The sequence below is a fragment of the Pontibacter korlensis genome, from assembly GCF_000973725.1.
Taxonomy (GTDB): domain Bacteria; phylum Bacteroidota; class Bacteroidia; order Cytophagales; family Hymenobacteraceae; genus Pontibacter; species Pontibacter korlensis.
In genome coordinates, this window is record NZ_CP009621.1 from 2,453,302 (window position 1) to 2,474,193 (window position 20,892).

General features: G+C 46.9%; 18 protein-coding genes and 1 pseudogene. 12 read left to right on the forward strand and 7 right to left on the reverse strand.

Annotated features, from left to right (window positions below):
* Positions 1 to 21: 21 nt before the first annotated feature.
* Entirely contained in the window at positions 22 to 1,458 is a 1,437-nt protein-coding gene (locus PKOR_RS10755) for a dicarboxylate/amino acid:cation symporter (protein WP_046314365.1), read from the reverse strand.
* Between the two features lie 302 nt (positions 1,459 to 1,760).
* On the opposite strand from PKOR_RS10755, the gene PKOR_RS10760 reads away from it, so the two are divergent.
* The 5 genes from PKOR_RS10760 (at position 1,761) to PKOR_RS10780 (ending at position 5,692) form a co-directional block, all read left to right on the forward strand.
* On the forward strand, positions 1,761 to 2,750 hold the full coding sequence (locus PKOR_RS10760; protein WP_046310687.1) for an enolase C-terminal domain-like protein: 990 nt from the start codon (positions 1,761 to 1,763) through the stop codon (positions 2,748 to 2,750).
* A gap of 155 nt (positions 2,751 to 2,905) precedes the next feature.
* The gene (locus PKOR_RS10765; RefSeq protein WP_046314366.1) at positions 2,906 to 3,373 is read left to right on the forward strand and encodes a MarR family winged helix-turn-helix transcriptional regulator; all 468 of its coding nucleotides are present in this window, start codon (positions 2,906 to 2,908) and stop codon (positions 3,371 to 3,373) included.
* A gap of 19 nt (positions 3,374 to 3,392) precedes the next feature.
* A complete protein-coding gene (locus PKOR_RS10770) occupies positions 3,393 to 4,049 on the forward strand; it encodes a YceI family protein (RefSeq protein WP_052738811.1) in 657 nt (218 codons plus the stop codon).
* Between the two features lie 93 nt (positions 4,050 to 4,142).
* Positions 4,143 to 4,805, forward strand: coding sequence for a YceI family protein (locus tag PKOR_RS10775; protein ID WP_046310688.1), 663 nt, complete (start codon positions 4,143 to 4,145; stop codon positions 4,803 to 4,805).
* Between the two features lie 137 nt (positions 4,806 to 4,942).
* A complete protein-coding gene (locus tag PKOR_RS10780; RefSeq protein WP_235337461.1) occupies positions 4,943 to 5,692 on the forward strand; it encodes a DUF6503 family protein in 750 nt (249 codons plus the stop codon).
* A gap of 64 nt (positions 5,693 to 5,756) precedes the next feature.
* Here PKOR_RS10780 and PKOR_RS10785 read toward each other — a convergent pair whose 3' ends face one another.
* The 3 genes from PKOR_RS10785 to PKOR_RS10795 all read right to left on the reverse strand — a co-directional run bounded on the left by PKOR_RS10785 (position 5,757) and on the right by PKOR_RS10795 (position 9,183).
* Positions 5,757 to 6,302, reverse strand: coding sequence for a hypothetical protein (locus PKOR_RS10785; protein ID WP_046310691.1), 546 nt, complete (start codon positions 6,300 to 6,302; stop codon positions 5,757 to 5,759).
* 5 nt (positions 6,303 to 6,307) lie between these two features.
* A complete protein-coding gene (locus tag PKOR_RS10790) occupies positions 6,308 to 6,751 on the reverse strand; it encodes a nucleotidyltransferase domain-containing protein (RefSeq protein WP_046310693.1) in 444 nt (147 codons plus the stop codon).
* A 269-nt stretch (positions 6,752 to 7,020) separates the two neighbouring features.
* On the reverse strand, positions 7,021 to 9,183 hold the full coding sequence (locus PKOR_RS10795) for a S9 family peptidase (protein WP_046310695.1): 2,163 nt from the start codon (positions 9,181 to 9,183) through the stop codon (positions 7,021 to 7,023).
* 233 nt (positions 9,184 to 9,416) lie between these two features.
* On the opposite strand from PKOR_RS10795, the gene PKOR_RS10800 reads away from it, so the two are divergent.
* The 7 genes from PKOR_RS10800 (at position 9,417) to PKOR_RS10830 (ending at position 17,843) form a co-directional block, all read left to right on the forward strand.
* Positions 9,417 to 9,704: an ATP-dependent Clp protease adaptor ClpS gene (locus PKOR_RS10800; RefSeq protein ID WP_046310697.1), complete on the forward strand. Its 288-nt coding sequence runs from the start codon at positions 9,417 to 9,419 to the stop codon at positions 9,702 to 9,704.
* A gap of 19 nt (positions 9,705 to 9,723) precedes the next feature.
* Positions 9,724 to 10,332: a recombination mediator RecR gene (gene recR, locus PKOR_RS10805; RefSeq protein WP_046310699.1), complete on the forward strand. Its 609-nt coding sequence runs from the start codon at positions 9,724 to 9,726 to the stop codon at positions 10,330 to 10,332.
* Positions 10,333 to 10,745: 413 nt separating this feature from the next.
* Positions 10,746 to 12,650 (forward strand): T9SS type B sorting domain-containing protein, encoded by a 1,905-nt coding sequence (locus tag PKOR_RS10810; protein ID WP_158453758.1) that lies wholly within the window; start codon positions 10,746 to 10,748, stop codon positions 12,648 to 12,650.
* A 25-nt stretch (positions 12,651 to 12,675) separates the two neighbouring features.
* Positions 12,676 to 13,677, forward strand: a complete 1,002-nt coding sequence (locus PKOR_RS10815) for a PorP/SprF family type IX secretion system membrane protein (protein WP_046310703.1) — start codon at positions 12,676 to 12,678, stop codon at positions 13,675 to 13,677.
* 152 nt (positions 13,678 to 13,829) lie between these two features.
* Positions 13,830 to 15,044: a pyridoxal phosphate-dependent aminotransferase gene (locus PKOR_RS10820; RefSeq protein ID WP_046310705.1), complete on the forward strand. Its 1,215-nt coding sequence runs from the start codon at positions 13,830 to 13,832 to the stop codon at positions 15,042 to 15,044.
* Positions 15,044 to 16,063 (forward strand): bifunctional heptose 7-phosphate kinase/heptose 1-phosphate adenyltransferase, encoded by a 1,020-nt coding sequence (locus PKOR_RS10825; protein ID WP_046310706.1) that lies wholly within the window; start codon positions 15,044 to 15,046, stop codon positions 16,061 to 16,063. Before PKOR_RS10820 ends, PKOR_RS10825 begins: the two co-directional genes overlap by 1 nt.
* Entirely contained in the window at positions 16,044 to 17,843 is a 1,800-nt protein-coding gene (locus tag PKOR_RS10830) for a TrkH family potassium uptake protein (protein ID WP_046310707.1), read from the forward strand. Before PKOR_RS10825 ends, PKOR_RS10830 begins: the two co-directional genes overlap by 20 nt.
* Before the next feature lie 42 nt (positions 17,844 to 17,885).
* On the opposite strand, the pseudogene PKOR_RS10835 reads toward PKOR_RS10830, so the two are convergent.
* The 3 genes and pseudogenes from PKOR_RS10835 to PKOR_RS10845 all read right to left on the reverse strand — a co-directional run.
* A pseudogene (locus PKOR_RS10835) lies at positions 17,886 to 18,800 on the reverse strand (porin); the annotation flags it as partial.
* A gap of 247 nt (positions 18,801 to 19,047) precedes the next feature.
* Positions 19,048 to 20,097, reverse strand: a complete 1,050-nt coding sequence (gene hemE, locus PKOR_RS10840) for a uroporphyrinogen decarboxylase (RefSeq protein WP_046310709.1) — start codon at positions 20,095 to 20,097, stop codon at positions 19,048 to 19,050.
* A 56-nt stretch (positions 20,098 to 20,153) separates the two neighbouring features.
* Positions 20,154 to 20,774: a MarC family protein gene (locus PKOR_RS10845; RefSeq protein ID WP_046310711.1), complete on the reverse strand. Its 621-nt coding sequence runs from the start codon at positions 20,772 to 20,774 to the stop codon at positions 20,154 to 20,156.
* Between the last annotated feature and the right edge of the window lie 118 nt (positions 20,775 to 20,892).

Sequence of the window (20,892 nt, forward strand, 5' to 3'; positions counted from 1 at the left end):
TTGTGTTTGGTAAAAGTGCCGTTATACCAGTTCAGGCTTTCTATCTTGCTCTGATAAGCTTTCTACAAGCTCTGGATTTGTTGTCTCTACCAGGCCCACCTCTGGCTGTGGGTTGAACTCGCCTTCCCAACGGGCTACCACTGCAGTGGCCAGGCAGTTGCCGGTCACGTTAACGGAGGTACGGGCCATGTCCATCAACTCATCTATGCCAAGTATGGCAAACACTGGCCACACCGGCAGGTTGAAAGAGGCTACGGTGCCTAGCAGAATAACCAGGGAGGCGCGAGGCACGCCGGCTACCCCTTTTGAAGTCAGCATAAGGGTGAAGACCATCACCAACTGCTGTTCCCACGTGAGCGGCACGCCTGCTGCCTGTGCCACAAACACGGAGGCTAAGGCAAGGTACAGGGTAGTACCGTCCAGGTTAAAGCTGTAGCCGGTAGGCATAACGAAGGCTACAATGCGGCGAGGCACACCCAGCTTCTCCATCTCCTCCATAGCACGAGGCAGGGCTGCCTCTGAGCTGGTGGTGGCAAAGGCAATGGAAACCGGCCCGGAGATGGCTTTGAGGAATCTCCTGATCGGAACTCGGGCGATCAGGGCCACCGGCAGAAGCACCAGCAGGGCAAATGCCAGCAGGGCCACATACAAGGTCGCAAGCAGCTGGAACAGGTTAAGCAAAATGCCGAAGCCCATGTGGCCTACAGTATAAGCAATAGCCGCTCCCACACCCACGGGTGCAAAATACATGATAACGTTGGTGAACTTGAACATGGTCTCGGAGAGGCTCTCGCAGAAGTCCAGCATAGGCTTGCGCTTCTTCTCGTTGACCATGGCCAGGCCGATGGCAAACAGCACGCTGAACACCACAATCTGCAGCACCTGCCCCTCGGCTACAGACTTGGCGATGTTCTCCGGGAATACATGCAGGATGATCTCTGAGGTTGTCTGGGCAGGCACAGCCTGTATCTCTTCGTGGCTTTGGGCCAATCCTGCGTCGATTCCCTCACCAGCCTTGCTGAGGTTGATGGCAGCAAGGCCTATAAAAAGCGCCAGCGTGGTTACAACCTCGAAGTACACAATGGCTTTCCAGCCCATGCTGCCCACCTGCTTGAGGTTGGCATGTCCGGCTATACCCACCACCAGTGTGGCGAAAATAAGCGGCGCAATAATCGTCTTGATGAGTTTCAAGAAGACCTTGCTGAGCACATTCAGGTTAACGGCAAACTCAGGGAAGTCGTAGCCAATTTCGGCACCCACCACCATGCTGATCAATATCCAGGTGGTCAGGGATCGCTTCTGCAGGCCGTAGAGGAGCAGTACGGCAATACCAGCCCACCGAACTGCTAACAGTGCCTCGCCGGGCAGAGAAACAAAGCTGTACTGTTGCAGCACAGTAAGAATGGCCGCGATGGTAATACACAGCAGCGTGGCCAGAGGTAAAAAAGACTTTTTCATAAAGAAGGTTAAAAACAAGTAGGCCAAAGCCTGTACCAATAAAAAAGCCTTTGTAGCGGACACTGCTGTTTTGCCTTATTCTCAGGGTTTTATCTACAGGACACACTTACATTAGCTTACAAATATAGAAGTTGGAAAAACAGCGACAAATAGCTGAAGGGCTGGTGCAGAACTATTTTTTTTAGCTCCTGAATATGTGGAGGAAAGTTTATACTTTGTTTGCTGTATTTGTGGCAAAAAGTGGCTTAAGAGGGATAAAAAATGCAATTTGACCCAAAGCATACCATTAAACCCTGTACCTTATGTTAAAATGGCATATAGAGGTCCTTCATCTCAAGCTAAAGCACATCCATATCATCTCACCAAACACCCCGGCTACAAAGGTGAATTTTTTGGTGCAGGTGTCAGATGGTGAATTCAGTGGCTTTGGAGAGGCGGCACCAGACTTGCGGTACGGTGAAACACCTGAACTGCTGCTGCAACAGTATAAAGTGCTGTTGGTAGCAGGTTTACCCCAGGTGCAAAGTATGGAGGAGTTATTGCAGCTGTTGGAGCAGCACCCGCCCATTAATGCCCTGCGCTTTGCCATAGAGGCTGCTTACCTGCACTATTTTTGCCAGCACAAAGGTATACCCGTGCACCAGTTATTGGGGCAGCCAGTGCCTCAGCCACAGGCCACTTGTTTTACACTGGCTGTAACATCCCCAGAAGAAGTACAGGAGTATGTATTGAGCCAAAACTTGGAGCGCTTCAGATACCTCAAAGTAAAAGTAAATCCGGAGCAGGGGCTGGAGTTAGTACAGGAGGTACTACATTTTACAGATCAGCCCCTGGTACTGGAGGGGCATGAGAGGTGGCTAAACCCTCAAGAGCTGCTAAACTTCCTGAATGCGCTGGATAGAAGCCGAATACTATTTATAGAGCAACCCATGCCTGTCGCTAAGGCAGCAGCTTATGCTCAGCTTAAAAACATAAGCCCGATCCCGCTTGTTGCTGATGAGTCAGTAACAGATATGGCAGATTTTGAGCTGCTACGCACGCAGTTTCATGGCATCAGTATAACGCCTATGAAAGCTGGGGGCTACCTTAATACAGTAAGGCTGCTGCAGGAGGCTAAGAAGTACGGGTTGATGACAGTGCTTGGTTCAGCTATAGAAACAACGTTAGGAGCTTGGAGTGCCATGCAGTTAAGTGGAGCATTTAATTTTGTTAACTTAGATGGTTTTCTAATGCTGAAAGAGGAGCCTTTTGGGTTGGTGCAGGAGCAGCAGGGCGTAATATACCTGAAGTAGGCTGTACTGCACATACAAGAAGGCTCGGCAGGTGGATGTATAAACTGTTAATCAGTATAGTAAGGAAACTTTTTAAAATTATTTTTGTTAATATGTTTGTACATTAAATGTAGGTACATAAATTTGCATCATCATACTGAAGCTTAATGCTGCACATGAAAATTGAAGACGAGATAAAACAAAGTGTTTTTAAAAGCGAGTACCAAAAGGCTTATATCAATTTGATATATACCTCGGGGTATTTGCAGCAGGCGCAGTCAGCACTATTTAAGCCCTTTGGCGTTACGCTGCCACAGTATAATATCCTGCGCATCTTGCGTGGGCAACATCCTAAGCCAGCTACCATCAGCCTGCTGATTGAGCGCATGCTGGATAAAACTTCGAATGCCTCACGCATTGTAGATAAACTTGAGGCCAAGGAGCTGGTAACGCGTAAGCAGTGCCCCTCTGACCGCCGCACGGTAGATGTGCTCATCACGCAGAAAGGCCTGGACCTACTGGAGCAGATGGATGGTCTGGAAGGTGGCAAAGGTACAGGTATCACAAACCTGACAGAGGATGAGGCAACCCAGCTGAATGCCCTGCTGGATAAAATCAGAAATAATAACAACCATAACCAATAGTGTCAATCAACAAAAACAGATGAAAAAGTACGTAATTCTTGCCTCTCTTGCCGGCTCGCTGCTATTCACAGCTCATGCTGGTAACACAAACACTGTGGCCGCTACAGGCACTACAGAGGTAGCCGCTCCCGCCAAGGCGCGTGCTTATAAAGTAGATGTTGCTAAAAGCGACCTGAAGTGGCACGCCAAAAAAGTTACAGGTGAGCACATGGGTAACATTGCTCTGAAGAGCGGTGATATTCAGGTTAGCGGTAACAAGGTTGTAGGCGGTACCTTTGTGATCGATATGAACAGCATCACTTGCTCTGATATCAAAGATGCAGAGTATAACGGTAAGCTGATTGGTCACCTGAAGTCTGATGACTTCTTCAGTGTAGAGAAGCACCCGACTGCTACATTCAAAATCACTAATGTGAAACCAGTTGCTAACGCTGCAGCAGGTAAGCCTAACGCAACCGTAACTGGCGATTTAACTATCAAAGGCATCACAAACCAGGTTTCTTTCCCGGCTACTGTGTCAGTGAAAGATGGTGTAGCTTCTGCTAAGGCTGACGTTACTATCGACCGCTCTAAGTTCGATGTGCGCTACGGTTCTAAGAGCTTTTTCGATAACTTGGGCGACAAAGCAATCTATGACGATTTTGTTGTTTCTCTGGACGTAACAGCGAAGCAATAATTTCTTAAGCAAGTATCTTAAACCGCTCCGAAACAAAGGCGGAGCGGTTTATTTTTATAGTAATCTATTCTTTCATACATATAACAAACATTCATGAAAAGAACAGCAATTTATGCTTCGTTTGCAGCAGCTTTATTTTTTACTGCCTGCGGCGGCGAAACAGAAACAGCCGAAACAACAACTGTAACATCAGAGGCAACTGCTGCCACTGGTGAAGGTGAAATTTACCAGGTCGTGCAGGACCAGAGCACTGTAGGCTGGCATGGTACTAAAGTTGCCGGCGAGCACAAAGGTAACATTGATGTACAGAGCGGTGAGCTGACTGTAAACGGCGACCAACTGACTGGCGGTACTATCGTGATCGATATGAGCACCATCAGCAACTCTGACATTACAGCTGAGGAAGACAATGCCAAACTAGTTGGCCACCTGAAGTCTGAGGATTTCTTTGGTGTAGAGAAATATCCAACAGCTAAATTTGAAATTACAAGTGCTTCTCCGATAGCTAACGCTGCTGCCGGTGAGCCTAACTATAACGTAGAAGGTAACCTTACCATCAAGGAAACTACTGAGAAAGTAAGCTTCCCTGCTACAGTTAATGTAGAAAACGGAACTGTAACAGCTAAGGCTGATGTGGTTGTAGATCGTTCTAAGTACGATGTACGCTATGGTTCTGAAACTCTTCTGGGTGAACTTGGCGACAAGGCTATCTCTGATGAGTTTACTGTTTCTTTCGACTTAACTGCGAAGAAATAAACAAATAGTATATTAAGCTTCTACGGAAAAACCGCTTTGGCTCTAGTGCCGGGGCGGTTTTTCTGTTTATACTTACCACCTTATTTTTCTACCTTTGGCTATCTGTACTACCTGCTAATCATAATATGCATTACCTGTTGAGATATACCTACACCTGGCTTTTACTAGGTGCTCTGCTAATTACTTCCTGCTCACAAAAAGTGGATCCTGAAGCGCAGATCATTGTAGATGCTGCACTTACAGCACATGGTGCCGCAAACCTAGATCAGAGCGTTATTTCTTTCAGGCTCCGGGATAAGCAGTACCGCGCGCTTCGTGATAATGGTGCCTTTGTCTATAGCCGCACTTTTACAGATTCTACGGGCCAGCGTATTCACGATGTGCTGAGCAACAGCGGCTTTAAGCGCACTATAGATGATAAAGAAGTAGAGTTGCCGGAGGAAAGGGAAAAAGCCTACAGTGCCTCTGTAAACTCAGTAATTTACTTTGCTCTGTTGCCTTACTTCTTGAACGATGTCGCTGTACGTAAAGAATACCTGGGCGAGGCTACCATAAAAGGGGAGCCATACCATAAGGTAAAGGTCACTTTTGCGCAAGAAGGGGGAGGAGATGATTTTGAGGATGAGTACGTATACTGGTTCCATAAGCAGCGCCATACTATGGACTACCTGGCCTACAATTTTAAGGAAGATGGGGGAGGATCACGCTTTCGGGAAGCTACAAATTCCAGAGAGGTGGGCGGCGTTCTGTTCCAGGACTACAACAACTATAAAGTAGCTGATAAAGACTTTCCTATCCAGAACTATGACCGGGCTTTTGAGGCAGCTAAGCTGGAGAAAGTATCGGAAATAAACCTGGAGGAGCTGCAGGTAAGCAAGCTGCAGTAATCAGAGTATAAGAACATAAGCTTATGCTTGACCAAGTGACAGACCTGCTTTAAGGTGCTTATGCCTACTCAATCTCAAATTCCTGTGGTAGTGGCACGGTAAGGTGCTTTGGCCTGCTGTGGATCTGCTGCAGAAAACTATCCAGCTCTGATTTATACTCGAGGTGGTAATCTTCGTGCAGGTTTTTGCGGATGAGCTGAATAGTGCGAAGCAGCAGGCGTGCTGAGGCAGTAAAAAAGCCCTTGTAATAGCTGTCGAACTGGCCTGTAAAGTTGTCGAAGATGAGGCGAAGCGTGTACATGTGCAGATCGATCTCAGTCTTTGGCTCCTTGGTGATGCGCTTAAAACGGGCAATCTCTTTCATGGCCTTTCGTAGCGCCTTGGTAAGCGCCTTTGCAAGGCTGCGGCCACTGGCGTTTATCAGTAACTCATGAATTTTGTCGGCTGCGTCGTCATACACCTCTTCCAGCGTTACTTCTTCCAGTAACTCATACCGCAGAATGTCATACAGTTCGGCATCGCGACGGGCTGCCTTCAATATAATAGCTTCTTTTTCCTTGTCGCCCAGGTTTTTTACTGCCTGTCGAAACGCCGGTGAAATGGCTGGCATAGTGCTTAGTTAGGCAAGTTGTCAAGGTCCAGCAGGTCTTGCTGACGAGCGGTGGCCTTCTTGTTCTTTTTTAAATCTTTCAGGCTGATAAAGTTCGCCCTAGTATCGCCGAAGGGTATGGCAGCTTTACTTGCCCAGCAGCTGGTAAATTCTACACCAGCCATACCTGTAGCCAGATCGATGCGGTTAGGCGGGTAACCTAGTTGTACTACAATATCGGTTGTGGTCAGGTCCTCCAGGTTTACTTCTTGTTCGCTATAGCCAAGTTCCTGAAGTACTGCCAGTACTTTTGTGGCATTCTCTGCAGATGGGTTAATCCAGATATCGATATCACCAGTATAGCGAGGATACCCATAGAGGGCTACAGCAAAACCTCCTGCTATAATGTACTCTGCACTAGAGGTATTTAACAGCTTAACAAATCCTTGAAAATTGTCTGTCAGCTCCATTGGTACTAGTAGTCTGTATTGGGCCCTAATATGCTTCACAGCCGCGAGGCGTGCTTCTGCAGGTTGGGCAAGCCAATAAACTAAGTCATCATTGCTGGCCGACAATTTTCTTTTGGTAACCGCTCTGCTTGTCGATCGTCGCAGAGCGGGGCTGACTTTTCTATTCAAAGTATAAACCTTTTAATGGTTAAAGGATACCTTACGGAAAGGCAGCGTAAATGTGTAACCTGCGGTTACCAAAGCAACAGCAGGTTACAAAAGTATGTAAATTATAAATTTTCGTCAAAGTATTGGGTAATCTTGCGCATCAAATGAACACGATCCTTACCCCTCACATTGTGCGGGTGGCCGGGGTAAACAAAATAGTCCAGCAGGATGCCTTCGTCTACGGCTTTCTTGATAAACTGTAGGCTGTGCTGCCACACCACCACATCGTCTACCGTACCATGAATCATCAGGAGCTTGCCCTCCAAGTTCTTTATATGGTTCAGAAGGTTGGCTTCCTTGTAGCCATTAGGGTTCTGTTCAGGCGTATCCATGTAGCGCTCGGTGTACATTACCTCGTAATATTTCCAGTCTATTACCGGACCACCCGCTACACCTACCTTAAACACACCAGGGTGGCGAGTCATGAGTGAAGTGGTCATAAAACCGCCGAAGCTCCAGCCATGCACACCGATACGGTCGGCATCTACATAGGGCAGTGACTTTAGGTACTCTACTCCCCGAAGTTGGTCAGCCATTTCTATAGTGCCTAATTGGCGGAAAGTTGCCTGCTCAAAAGCAAGGCCTCTTCCTGAAGAGCCACGGGAATCCATAGTGAACACGATATAACCTTTCTGAGCCATCAGGTGCATCCAAAGGTTAGCTCCGGCTAGCCAGCTGTTGGTTACCAGTTGCACGTGCGGCCCTCCGTACACATACACTGCCACCGGGTACTTTTTATTCTTGTCCATGTTTGGCGGTGTGATTATGCGTGTGTACAGGTCAGTGCCATCGTCAGCTTTGAGCGGAAGGATAGTAGTTTTGCCGAGCTGATATTCTGTGAGCGGGTCCTTTGCGGTCAGGAGTGTCTGAAGCACTTTGCCTTCTGTGCTCAGCACCCAAATCTTTCTAGGGGTAGCCGGGCTGCTGTAGTTGTCTATAACATACTTGGCGTCAGGGCTAAGTTGTGCCTGGTGCACTCCGCTACCTTGGGAGATGCGGCGCGTCTTTCCATTGTTCAAGCTAACTGCGTAAGTGTGGCGCTCCAGTGGGCTTTCGGCAGTAGACATGTAGTATAGCTCATCACCTCTTTTGCTAAAGCCTAGGATGTCGGTCACCATCCAATCTCCACTCGTAAGCTGACGGATTTGCTTGCCGCTGGTGTCGTACAAGTATAAATGGTCGAAGCCGCTGCGCTCACTGATCCACACAAATTGACTTGGTTTGCCTGGCACAAAGTATAAACCGTTTTCCGGCTCCACATACTTTTCGTGCTTCTCTTCAAACAAGGTTCTTTCAAACTCACCTGTCTGAGCATTGTAGCGGTTCAGCTTCATGTGGTTCTGGTCGCGGTTGAGCACAGCAATGTAAACATGCTTCTCGTCCGGGCTCCAGGTTATGTTGGTCAGGTACTGCTCTGCAGGTTCGCCAGTTTTCAGGTAAATCGTTTTCTTAGATTCAGTATCATACACACCAACGGTTACATGATGGCTTTTGCCGCCAGCCATTGGATATTTGATGCTGTTAAGTTTAGCCGGAAGTGGTTCGATATCTACTAAGGGATAATCAGTCACCATTGTCTGGTCCATGCGGTAGAAAGCTAACTGACTACCTGTTGGTGACCAGAAGGTGCCTTTAGTAATGCCGAATTCAGATCGGTGAGCTGTCTGCCCGTGTACAATTGCTTCGTTTGGTTCGTCTGTAATTGCTACATCGGGGTCGCCTGGAGTGGAGAGATACAAGTTATTGCCTTTGGTGTAGGCCAGGCGCTGCATGGTTGGATCCAGCTCTGTGTTTTCTGCCCCTTCGGCATAGGTCGTTGTAATCCTGGCTTTTCCTGATTTTAATTCATACTCCATAATCCTGTTTTGCACATCAATAACAAAGCTGCCACCATCGCGCCAGTGCAATGCAGGAAAGCTGCTGAGTTTTTCGGCGCCTGTTGCTTCTACGGCTGCGCTTAGCTGTTGCAGCGTCATGATGTCGCGCTGCTTGCTTGAGGTAGCACTGCCGTGTACAAGCGTAGCTTCGCCGTTGCTTTGCCTGATGTATGCATAGTCGTTGCTGTTAGCTATCCAATCTAATTGGCGAAGGTTCTGTGGCTGCAAAGCAGGGTTCAGAATGGCATCCTCCATGGTTAGCTCTTTTTTCTGAGCCTGCAACTGAAGTGTAGCAGTTAAGAGCAGCAGAAGTAAGGCTAACCTTTTTGGGAAGTATGAAATAAACATAGGGAACATGTATAAATATTATCCGAAATGGTTATGCAAGAAACAGTTTATCCTCATTTTAAACAAAGGGAAAGGCCGTTTCAACTCCTGAAGTATAGTTGAGCAGGGGGAATCATACGCCCCCTAAGTTTGTTAAAATCAATACGGTTGTTCTGGCTGAGCTATAGCTGGCGAGGCTGTTATACTTAGGGTTACAACTTCTTTTAGTGCGTAACATTTTGTAATTTTGCAGTATGAATTGGGATACAGATATTTTTCATAAAGAAGACTTTGAGGTCGAATTATTAGAGGAAACCACTGACCTGCGCAACCTGGTGGTGTACAACGACGATGTAAATACCTTCGACCATGTAATTGATACGCTTATTAAGGTTTGCGGCCATACAGCGGAGCAGGCAGAGCAATGTACGCTGTTGATTCATTACAAGGGCAAGTGCACCGTGAAAGTTGGGTCTTATGAGGAGTTGTCGGGCATGTGCACAGCACTACACGACAAAGACCTTTCGGCTGATATAGAATAGAGGAGGAGCACTAGGTTTAATGAATTTTCCGTCTAAATTAATTGAGAACGCTGTGGAGGAGCTTGCGAAGCTGCCCGGCGTAGGTAGGAAGACTGCGCTTCGACTGGCTTTGCACCTGCTGAAGCATGAGTCTGAAGATACTCTCTCGCTGGCTGAAGCGCTGGTGAAAATGCGCACAGAGGTGAAGCATTGCAAGGAGTGCCATAATATTTCGGACACAGAAATATGCTCTATTTGTGCCAATCCATTGCGCGACAGAAGCTTGCTATGTATTGTGAGCGACATTCGTGATGTGATTGCTATCGAGAACACATCTCAATATAAGGGTTTGTACCATGTGTTGGGAGGAGTGATTTCCCCAATTGAGGGAGTCGGCCCCTCTGATCTGCACATCGATTCATTGCTAGAGCGTTTACCAAACTCGGAGGTAAGAGAAATTCTCTTAGCTATCAGTCCTACCATGGAGGGCGATACCACAGCCTTCTACCTTACCCGCAAACTCCGCGACTTTAACCTGCGCATTACCACAATTGCCCGTGGGGTGCCAGTGGGTGGTGAGCTGGAGTATACCGATGAAGTTACCCTTGGCCGTAGTATAGTAGAACGTACTGCCTACGGTAAAATATAAAACTGACTACCCACACAAAAAAAGGCTGCAGATACATCTGCAGCCTTTTTTTGTATCTACACTTATCTTTCTTGTTATTGGTAGAATACAGTTTAAGATTGGTATATAAATATCATCATGGGTGAATGTATACTTTTATTTAGTTTGTTTAGGATAAAACATAACATCAAGTTGTAACAAATATGATTTAGTTGAGTAATATTGTAAATATTTTCAATTTTCAATTAGTGCCTATGCAAGCTTTACCCTTTACCCTTGCCAGCCTGCAAAGTCGACTTCAGTATGTTTTGTCTCTTGCTTTTGTAATACTCTTTTGCTGTGAGGCATTCTCAGCAGATACACGAAGAGTGTCCGGAACTAATCATGTTCTTGAGAGTAGCACCTGCACTTCTCCTGTTAAACCTAAAATTACTTTGAACGGTCCGCCCACAATCTGTACCGGAGGTAGTGTGTTACTAACAGCTAGTTCAGGTAAGAGCTACAAGTGGAGCAACGGAGCTTCTTCTCAATCCATAACTGTGACGCAGTCCGGAGACTATTTTGTAGAGGTAGTTGACGCAAATGGATGTGTGGGCAAGAGTGAAACAGTAAAAATAGAGGTAGCTGGCAAACTGGTAGCTCCAAAGATAGAGTACACTGACCCTCTGATCGTATGCGATGCGGGAAGTATAAAGATGTCTGTTTCGGAGCAGGAGGGGGCATCATATATATGGAAAAAGGATGGAGTGCCAGTTTATGATAAGTCGAATGAATTTACAGCAACCGAAGCAGGTGTTTACACTGTAGAGCTCTCTAATTTTTGTGGATATGTCAGAAGCTCCAACAAAGTTGATTTTAGAATACAAAAGCCTATTCCTGCATTTGAGGTAGAAGCTACAGGCAAACTGGTGTTCTGCAAAGGAGGTAGTGTAAAACTGGCAGTTCCGCAATATCAGGACGTGACCTATGCGTGGTTCAGGGATGGCCAACCCATCAGTGGTAGCAGCTTTGAGTTAGTGGCAGAAGAAGCCGGAAATTATACGGCAGCTATAACAAGCGAGTGCGGTACTTTCAAAAGTGTAAAAGGGCAAAAAGTAGAACTATTAGCCTTGCCTGAGGCACCCACAGCAAAAAATGTAACGGGGTGCACAAAAGCTGCTTTAACATTAACTGCCACAGGAGGTACAGCTGGCAAGTATAGGTGGTACACGCAAGCTAAAGGAGGAGCTGCTATAGCAGGTGTGGATGGAGCTTCATACACTACTCCTGTTTTAACGAACTCAACTACTTACTATGTAGCTATTACCAACGGTCTGTGCGAAAGTGAGCGGGTGCCTGTAGAAGCCATCATCAACGAAAAGCCTGCTGTGCCAACTATTGAGGTAAATGGTGTGCTGGAATTTTGTGAAGGAGGAGCTGTAGAACTTAGCATAAAAGCATACAAGAACCAGGAGTGTGTCTGGTTTCGCAATGGGAAAGAAGTTGCTAGCGGAGCCAATTCGATAAATGCAACCGAAAGCGGCGAGTATACGGTGCAGTTGAAGAACGACTGTGGGGCCACCCTTTCATCAAATAAAATAAAAGTAACTGTTTGGCCGGCTCCTGCACCACCCGTGGTACAGCACGGAAGTACTTGTGGCCCCGGTGAAGTAAAACTTACTGCTTCGGGTGGTAAGGCTGGCGAGTATAAGTGGTATGATAATGTTTCCTCACTTATTGCTCTGGAAGGGTTTACTGGTGATAGCTTTACAACGCCTGTGCTGCAGACCTCTCAAACATATTATGTTTCGTTAGTGAGCAATGGCTGCGAAACAGAACGAGTGCCGGTACAGGCTAATGTTTACGCTATACCTGTTGCAGTGGCAAATGTATCAGACGATGAGATTGATGCCGGAGAAACAGTTCAGCTTACAGGCAGTGGCGGTGCACACTACAGTTGGAGCCCTGCCATAGGCTTAAGCGACTCTAAAGCATCTTCCCCTGTTGCCACACCCGATGAAACCACCCGCTATACTTTAACCGTGAAAAATGAAGAGGGATGCGAGGACACAACCAGCGTAGTGGTTACGGTGCGTCAGTTACTGGAGATCCCTAACGCATTTTCTCCTAACGGTGATGGCGTAAACGACACTTGGGAAATAAAGAACATCGAGTATTTCCCAGACGCAAAGGTAGAAGTCTACAACCGCTGGGGAAGCCTTGTTTTTGAAAAAGTCAGCTACCGTAATGAGTGGCATGGCACTTACAGAGGAGCACGATTGCCTGTTAGCACCTACTTCTATGTCATCACCATACCGGGTAAAAATAAGTTTACCGGCTATCTGAATATTGTGAATTAAGAATGGAATTGTGAAGAAGAAGCCTATGAAACTATTTTTACCACTCCTGCTTTTTTGTGTTCTCCCTCTGCTGGTGTTAGCACAGCAGAAGCCACAGTACAGTCAGTACACCATCAACAACTATTTATTGAATCCTGCTATTGCGGGTATAGAGGACTATGCCGATATGAAGATAGGTAGTAGATCGCAGATGTCGGGTATAGAAGGTGAGCCAACAACTTATTACCTAAGTGCACATGCTCCGATTGGGTATACTTCTAAAGGCGGGCGTAGCGGTTCCGGAAAATCCACTCCCTCGTTTGGCAACAATAACAGGAGCGGCAGAATTAGTCAGCGGTTCAGGCCGCACCACGGTATAGGTGTACTTGCCGTACACGATAGGTTAGGGGCTTTTTATAGAACCGAAGCTAGCTTTGCATATGCCTACCATCTGGCTTTATCGCGCGAGGTAAAATTATCCGGAGGAGTAAGTGCAGGCTTAATTCAGCAGCGGCTGCGTTCTAATGAGCTATCGTTTGCAAATCCTGTGGATGGAGCTAATGCTGACTGGAATATGGTGAAGCCAAACCTTTCTGCTGGTCTTTGGCTCTATGGAAGTGATTTCTACATAGGTACCTCTGCTACGCAACTACTTGGGAATTCTATTAACTTCGATAACTCTGTAGAAGATAGAAACCTGTTATATGAGCATTACTTCCTGACCGGTGCCTACAAATTTGATATCACAGAGGAGGTGAGTTTAGTGCCCTCCATCATGCTGATGTGGTTGCAACCCCTGCCTGGTTCTATAGACTTCAACCTGCGGGCGGTGTATGACGACAGACTATGGATAGGTGGATCGTACAGGCAGAATGGTAACTATGCTGTGCTTGCAGGTGTTACGATCAACCACGTTTTCGACCTTGGTTATGCTTATGACCGGGGGATACCTGCCTTTAATGGTATGGGCAATGGTAACCACGAGGTAGTGATTGGGATGCGTGTTTTTAACAAAGCCAAGGTGCTTTGCCCGCAGAATCTTTGGTAGCCAAAGTGTTGTAATCCTTTCCTGTTGATGTTCTTAGTATAACCTCAACTATTAATCTTTCTGATTAAAGTTTTTTGCCAGCCTTGATAATCCCGGCTGCCACTGGAAAGTCTGTGGCTTTATGAGTAAATTGCCAGCTTAACTCTAAGCTTATGCAAGAAACAGAAGAAGCGAAAGCTGTCCTTTCTGACAGAATATTATCTCTGGCTGAGTCTCAGACTATTGCCATGGCTAAAAAAGCCCGTGAGCTGGCTGCCAAAGGGTATGACGTGATCAACCTGAGTTTTGGAGAACCAGACTTCCAGACACCGCAGTACATAAAGGATGCTGCCAAAAAGGCCATAGACGAAGGTTTTACCTTCTACACGCCTGTACCTGGTTACCCAGAGCTGCGACAGGAGATTGCAAAGAAGTTCAAGCGGGACAACAACCTCGACTTTGCGCCTGATCAGATTGTGGTTTCTACCGGGGCTAAGCAAAGTATAGCCAACGCCGTTATGTGCCTTGTTAATCCTGGCGACGAGGTGATTATTTTCTCGCCATACTGGGTGTCGTACGAGGAAATTGTGAAACTGGCTGAGGGAGTGCCGGTACCAGTGATGGGCCGCCTGGAGAACGACTATAAAGTAACAGCCGAGCAGCTGGAGAAGGCTATCACAAGCAATACGAAGCTGGTGATGTACTCTTCCCCGAGCAACCCAACCGGAGCTGTATTCGATGAGGAGGAGCTGCTGGCGATAGCTAGAGTGCTGGAGAAACATCCGCAGATCCATATTATTGCCGATGAGATTTATGAGTACATAAACTTCGGGGGCAAGCACCATAGCATGGCTAGCTTCGACTTTATCCGTGAGCGTGTGATCACGATAAACGGCTTTTCCAAAGGTTATGCTATGACGGGCTGGCGTGTAGGCTATATGGCTGCAAGCCGCGAAATAGCCTCAGCCTGTGAGAAAATGCAAAGCCAGATTACATCTGGTACCAGTTCTATCTCCCAGAAGGCAGCTACTGCTGCATTACAGGGAGGCAATGCCAGTGCCTTGGAAATGACAGAGGCTTACCGCCGTCGTCGGGACCTGGTACTGAACCTGATGAACGATATACCCGGTTTCAAGACATACCTGCCAAGTGGTGCTTTCTATATCTTCCCGGATGTAAGCGAGTACTTTGGCAAACAGTACGAGGGTAAAACTATCGAAAGTGCCCTAGACCTCAGCATGTTTATACTTAGCGATGCCAATGTGGCTGTGGTAAGTGGCGAGGCATTCGGAGCACCGCAGTGTATCCGCTTCTCTTTTGCCACCTCCGACGAGAAATTGACGGAAGCTCTTCGCCGCATTAAAGAAAGCCTCGCAAAACTGCAGTAATGGATTCAATCAAAAGTTTGGAAGATATTTTTGAGGCTTTCAACAGTCTTAAAGTGCTGGTGGTGGGTGATGTGATGATTGACTCCTACCTGTGGGGCAAAACCTCCCGCATCTCCCCTGAGGCTCCTGTGCCTATTGTAAACGTGGTGAAGCGGGAGAAGCGCTTGGGCGGTGCAGCCAACGTGGCGCTAAACGTGCAGGCCATGGGAGCTACACCTCTACTTTGCTCAGTTATTGGCGACGATCAGGATGGTGCCGATTACCTTCGCCTGATGGAGGAGAAAGGTTTATCCATTGAAGGAATAGTACAAAGCCCGGAGCGCGTTACAACCATCAAGCACAGGATTATTGCAGGTGCACAGCAACTCCTGCGCGTAGACTCAGAAATTGAGCATAACCTGGCAGACTACGAGGAACGATACCTGGAAGAGCGCTACCTGCAGTTACTAAAGCAGGCGGATGTGGTAATTTTTGAGGATTACGATAAAGGCATTTTTTCAAAGCAGAACATTCAGCGCTTTCTGGAGCTGGCCAATGAGTATAACGTACCCAGCGTCATAGACCCGAAGAAGAAAAACTTCCTGAGCTATGTAGGCTGTACGCTTTTCAAACCAAACCTGAAAGAGCTAAAAGAGGGACTTAAGGTTGACTTCGCTGATGAGAACCTGCCTGCTTTTGAGGAAGCTGTAGAAGAGCTTCAGGAGCAACTACAAACAAAGCAAGTACTGGTCACGCTGTCCGAGCGTGGCGTTTTTGTAGCCGATGGTGCCGAGAAAACGTACATCGGTGCTCACCGCCGCTCCATATCCGACGTTTCTGGTGCCGGAGACACGGTCATAAGTATAGCTGCCTTGTGCATGGCACTTAAAACTTCTATGCCATTTATGGCCGGCCTAAGTAACCTGGGCGGTGGATTAGTATGCGAGCAGGTAGGCGTAGTGCCTGTAGATAAGCAAAGGCTGTATGAAGAGGCGCAGCGGATAAGACTTTTTGAAGCACATGAATACAGAAACGCTTAACAGAGTATTGTATGATAGTAAGTTGACAGCGTATAAAATTATGCGCTGGACAACTTATTCCTTAACTATTCTGGCAATAGGTCTGCTTGTTCTGGCACATGGTGTAGTAGAGGACCCGACGCAGCTGCGAATGCTCTTCTATGCCATAGATGGCATTTTGGCAATATTTGTCATCATCTATTTCCTGCGCATACTCTATACTTTTGAGCGAGTCAAGTTCCTGAAGCGCACTTGGTTTGAGGGCATATTGATGTTCATCGTGTTCCTTAACCAGGTTTTTACCTACGTTTTAGGTATTCCTCTCATCTATAATATTTTTGAAGGATTGGGCATTCCGCTTTCTGTGGAATGGTACCGGGTGTTGGTGTCAATGTACATGCTCGTGTTCCTGATAGTGGAGCTCCTGGAGACGAAAGTGCACCTCAAAACCGTGCAGCTCAAGCCTTCAATCACTTTCCTGCTGAGTTTCGTCTTCCTGATACTGCTGGGAACGGGGCTGTTTATGCTGCCCAAAATGACGAATTCTCCGGACGGTATTCGTTTCTTGGATGCTCTGTTCATGGCTACAAGCGCTTCCTGTGTTACTGGTCTTGCAGTGGTGGATCCTGGCACCTACTTTACCCTGGCAGGCCAGGTAGTGCTGCTGCTCCTTATACAAATGGGTGGTTTGGGTATCCTTACCTTTGCTACTTTCTTTGCCTCGCTAATGCGTCAGGGAATCGGGGTAAAGCAACACGTGGCCATGCATGAGCTGCTCGAGAGCGAGTCCCTTTTTTCAACAAAGGGACTGATGCGCAAGCTGATCTTACTTACCTTAACCATAGAAGGGATAGGTGCAGTAATGATTTTCATGAGCTGGGGGCAAGAAGCACAGTTCACAAACCTGGGCAGTAAGATCTTTTTCTCTGTTTTCCATTCGATTTCTGCGTTCTGTAATGCAGGTTTCTCTCTTTATCCAGAAGGCCTTTACACACAGCCAATCCGGTTCTCATACATCCTGCATTTAACCGTCAGCCTACTGATTATTTTTGGAGGTCTGGGTTTTCCAGCGATTATAGATATTTTCTCTCCGGCGGCCATGCGTGCACGCTTAAAAGCGCCTTGGAGAAACTGGAAAATGATGACCCGGGTAATTGTGTATACTTCGGCTGCACTGCTTGCTCTGGGTACGGTGGGCTTTTTCTTGCTGGAGTACTTTAATACCCTCTCGCATATGAGCTTTGCAGAGGCGCTTATTACATCTTTCTTTCAGTCGGTGACCACCCGTACTGCAGGCTTTAACACAGTGGACATTTCGGCTCTGAACGTGCCTACGTTGCTGATGTTCATCTTCCTGATGTTCATTGGCGCCTCTCCTGGTTCTACCGGGGGTGGTATCAAAACTACCACCTTTACAGTAATTTTATTTGCGGTGGCTACTACTGTTCGTAATAGGCGGAATATGGAGATAGGGCATCGTACTATACCTCACTCTGTTGCTTATAAGGCCTTTACAGTGTTTACATTTGCTGCCGTCTTCAACATTACTTTCATCTTTATACTTTCTATATCAGATGCACAGTTCGATATTATTCAACTGGCTTTTGAGCAGGTGTCGGCATTTGCTACAGTGGGCTTAAGTACAGGTATAACGGCAGGTTTGTCTGATGTTGGTAAGAGTGTGATTATCCTATCAATGTATTTAGGAAGGGTTGGAACGCTGACGCTGGCGCTGGCGCTGAGCACGCATGCTAAATCCACAGCTTACAAATACCCTGCTTCTCACTTGGCTGTAGGCTAAGGAGAGTAGTCCTCAAGCAAAGTCAGGTTATAAAACTGGAAGTTACTTATTGATATGGAGGGCTATGGAGCCGACAAGGAAGATATTGTTGGCTCCATAGCCCTCATTTCTTAAGAAGATAGGATTGCTGCCTCTTAACCATCTCGCTTCTGTTCGGCAAACCACGTTGGGGTGCGGGGAATAATCAGCATTTAATGACAACCCTGTTGTTCTGAAGCCTTCAGTGCTCGGTGCAGCTATAATTATCTGGTGTCGGTCAGAATAATATTCTGCTCTGGCCGCTGCTGCCCACTGGCTGTTAAACTGATAGCGGCTAATTAAGACAGGACTGTACCAGACCTGATAGTTGCTGCTGCCTTTAGACTCTTGTTGTGCTCCAATATCAAAACCAGCGATAAGTGAAAGTCTTTCATTTAAGCTGAATTGGCCACACAGGTTGTTGAAGTATCGCATTCTTCTGAATCTGTCAGGGTCGTCTGTGCCGATAAAAGTGCTCCAATTCAGCGCCACCTGGTCGTTAGGAGTATAATTCACCTGAGTTCCAAAAGAGGGTAGTGAGTTACCCGATACCCGTCGGATTCTTTGCCAACCATTGGTAACAAGTACAGCGAGAGTCCAGGATGAGGTGGGGCTATAGCTTACTTTGGCTCCAGCAAGATAATAAGGTGAGTTTTCTGCAAGTAAAGAGCGTGTTAAAGTAAAGTTGTCTGTTGAGATGGCACTCTCGAACCCAATATGAGAGCCAAAAATGCCCGCATCCAGCCACAGGTTACCTTTAGATGAAAGCGCCACGCCTACGTTTGCCTCAAACACATGCCGGAGGAACTCCTCCTCGGCTGCGTAATTATCCATGACATAGGTGCCAGCCTGTAAAGCAATGTTACCTCTGTACTTCTGATGCTCAACAGAAACCTTAAGCAGAGCCAGGTTTAAGTTAAACTCGTTATGTCTGTTGTGGTTGTAGAGGAAAGGCTGCCTGAAGTTAGTTTTAGGCCTGTTAAAATCATATGCATAAAAATGTCGGTAAACCCTGAGATTGTAACTGCAGGGCCTGCCGACATGGTTTTATCTGTTTGAGCGAAAGCAGGAAGAGAAAAAGCTATTAGCAAAATTATGAGGTTGAAAGCCTGTAAAATACCCTTAGGCTTTCTTTTGTTGCTACAGATTCTGTTCTCTGTCTCTTTCAGATATTTTTGTTGAGCTTCTAGCTTTTTGCTTCCCCAACTACAGTTCCATATTCCTTTACTGTTTGCACAAAGCATTTTACCTTTTCCGGGTCAGTATCAGGGTATACGCCGTGGCCGAGGTTAGCGATGTGCCGGTGTGGACCGAATTCTTTCAGCATCTTAATCGTCTCATGCTGTATCGAGTCGAAGGAGCTGTACAGAAGGCATGGGTCCATGTTACCTTGCAAAGTCTTGTTAGGACCAACTTGTTGACGCGCTTTGTCGATCTCCATGTTCCAGTCGAGGCCAATAGTTTCGCAGTTCAGCTTGCTGAAGTCTTCCAGAGCAAAGAAAGCACCCTTTGCAAACACCGTTACCGGCACATTGCGGATGGCGTTACAAATCTCCGAGATGTATGGTAAGGCAAACTCGCGGTAGTGTGCTGGTGAAAGTATACCTGCCCATGAGTCAAACACCTGGATAAGGTTGGCACCAGCTTCTACCTGCGCTTGCAGGTAAGAGATGGTTGTGTCCGTGATCATGCGCAGTAACTGGTGCGCTAGCTTAGGGTTAGTATACAACATACCACGGGCATGAGAGAAAGTTTTAGAGCCACTTCCCTCTACCATGTAAGCCAGGATAGTCCAAGGTGCACCTGCAAAACCGATCAGAGGCACACGGCTGTTAAGTGCTTTCTTGGTAATTTTAATGGCATCCAGTACGTAGTGCAGGTGTTCGTGCGGGTCCGCTACACGAAGCTTTCTCAAGTCCTGTTCGTTCCGAACCGTATTAGGAAAAATAGGACCACGCTTCTCAATCATTTCATAGGTGCAGCCCATTGCCTCTGGCACCACCAGGATATCAGAGAAAATGATTGCAGCATCTACATCGAGTATATCAACAGGCTGTATGGTTACCTCAGCGGCAAGTTCTGGTGTCTCCACCAACTCCTTAAAGCCACTCAGGCTTTCGCGTACAGCACGGTATTCAGGCAAAATTCGGCCAGCCTGACGCATGAGCCAAACCGGAGTGCGCTCTACGGCTTCACCCTTGGCAGCTCTTATAAGCAGATCATTCTTCAGTTGCATGGCACAAAGATACGGATTTTACCATGCGATTGTTAATCTGCGGCAAAGTCCATTAGCTACCTATCTAGCAGCGAGAGTATACCAGTGCTCACGAAGTTAACTCCAATTGACAGTACAATAAAGCCCATAATGCGCGACAAGGCTGACAGGCCAGCTTTGCCTAAGTAGTTAATCAACTGGTGTGAGAAAATCAGAATAATAAAAGTTACCACCGCCACCAAAGTAATAGAAAGTACAATCAGGCTGATGTCGGGGTAAGACAAGGCAGGAGAGAACAAGCCTATACTTACAGCAATAGCACCGGGTCCGGAAAGCATGGGCATAGCCAATGGTGTAAAGGATATGTCGTCTTTTTCCAGTCCCTCCTTCAGTACTCCTTTAGAAACTTTTTTGCCACGGTGCGCCTTGCTGGTGAGTAGTCCGAAGCCAGCGCGCATTATCATCAAACCACCTGCAATCCGGATATCTGACAACCCAATGCCGAAAAAGTTGAGCACGTACTGCCCCGCCAGGAAAAATACAGAAAGGATAAGCGCCATGTAGATACAGGCCCTTAACGCCTGCTGGTTACGGTTGGCGGCTGAGTCGTCTTGCGTTAGGGTGATGAAGACGGGCATGGCTCCAAAAGGGTTCACAACTGTAAATATTGCCGAAAATGTAGCCAACACTAATTCCATAGGGAAGTATATTTTGGCCGCAAAAGTAGGTGGCGCAAGTTAAGGCAGGGTTACAGATATATTGTGAATCAGTTAAGAGAGCAAGATTGGTGAAAGAAAAAGGCTCGAGGAGCAACTA

What these genes read in the sequence shown, in the direction of transcription:
- PKOR_RS10755 (WP_046314365.1), bottom strand. Translation starts at nt 1,458, where the DNA reads ATGAAAAAGTCTTTTTTACCTCTGGCCACGCTGCTGTGTATTACCATC.
- PKOR_RS10760 (WP_046310687.1), top strand. Translation starts at nt 1,761, where the DNA reads ATGTTAAAATGGCATATAGAGGTCCTTCATCTCAAGCTAAAGCACATC.
- PKOR_RS10765 (WP_046314366.1), top strand. Translation starts at nt 2,906, where the DNA reads ATGAAAATTGAAGACGAGATAAAACAAAGTGTTTTTAAAAGCGAGTAC.
- PKOR_RS10770 (WP_052738811.1), top strand. Translation starts at nt 3,393, where the DNA reads ATGAAAAAGTACGTAATTCTTGCCTCTCTTGCCGGCTCGCTGCTATTC.
- PKOR_RS10775 (WP_046310688.1), top strand. Translation starts at nt 4,143, where the DNA reads ATGAAAAGAACAGCAATTTATGCTTCGTTTGCAGCAGCTTTATTTTTT.
- PKOR_RS10785 (WP_046310691.1), bottom strand. Translation starts at nt 6,302, where the DNA reads ATGCCAGCCATTTCACCGGCGTTTCGACAGGCAGTAAAAAACCTGGGC.
- PKOR_RS10790 (WP_046310693.1), bottom strand. Translation starts at nt 6,751, where the DNA reads ATGGAGCTGACAGACAATTTTCAAGGATTTGTTAAGCTGTTAAATACC.
- PKOR_RS10795 (WP_046310695.1), bottom strand. Translation starts at nt 9,183, where the DNA reads ATGTTTATTTCATACTTCCCAAAAAGGTTAGCCTTACTTCTGCTGCTC.
- PKOR_RS10800 (WP_046310697.1), top strand. Translation starts at nt 9,417, where the DNA reads ATGAATTGGGATACAGATATTTTTCATAAAGAAGACTTTGAGGTCGAA.
- recR (WP_046310699.1), top strand. Translation starts at nt 9,724, where the DNA reads ATGAATTTTCCGTCTAAATTAATTGAGAACGCTGTGGAGGAGCTTGCG.
- PKOR_RS10815 (WP_046310703.1), top strand. Translation starts at nt 12,676, where the DNA reads ATGAAACTATTTTTACCACTCCTGCTTTTTTGTGTTCTCCCTCTGCTG.
- PKOR_RS10820 (WP_046310705.1), top strand. Translation starts at nt 13,830, where the DNA reads ATGCAAGAAACAGAAGAAGCGAAAGCTGTCCTTTCTGACAGAATATTA.
- PKOR_RS10825 (WP_046310706.1), top strand. Translation starts at nt 15,044, where the DNA reads ATGGATTCAATCAAAAGTTTGGAAGATATTTTTGAGGCTTTCAACAGT.
- PKOR_RS10830 (WP_046310707.1), top strand. Translation starts at nt 16,044, where the DNA reads ATGAATACAGAAACGCTTAACAGAGTATTGTATGATAGTAAGTTGACA.
- hemE (WP_046310709.1), bottom strand. Translation starts at nt 20,097, where the DNA reads ATGCAACTGAAGAATGATCTGCTTATAAGAGCTGCCAAGGGTGAAGCC.
- PKOR_RS10845 (WP_046310711.1), bottom strand. Translation starts at nt 20,774, where the DNA reads ATGGAATTAGTGTTGGCTACATTTTCGGCAATATTTACAGTTGTGAAC.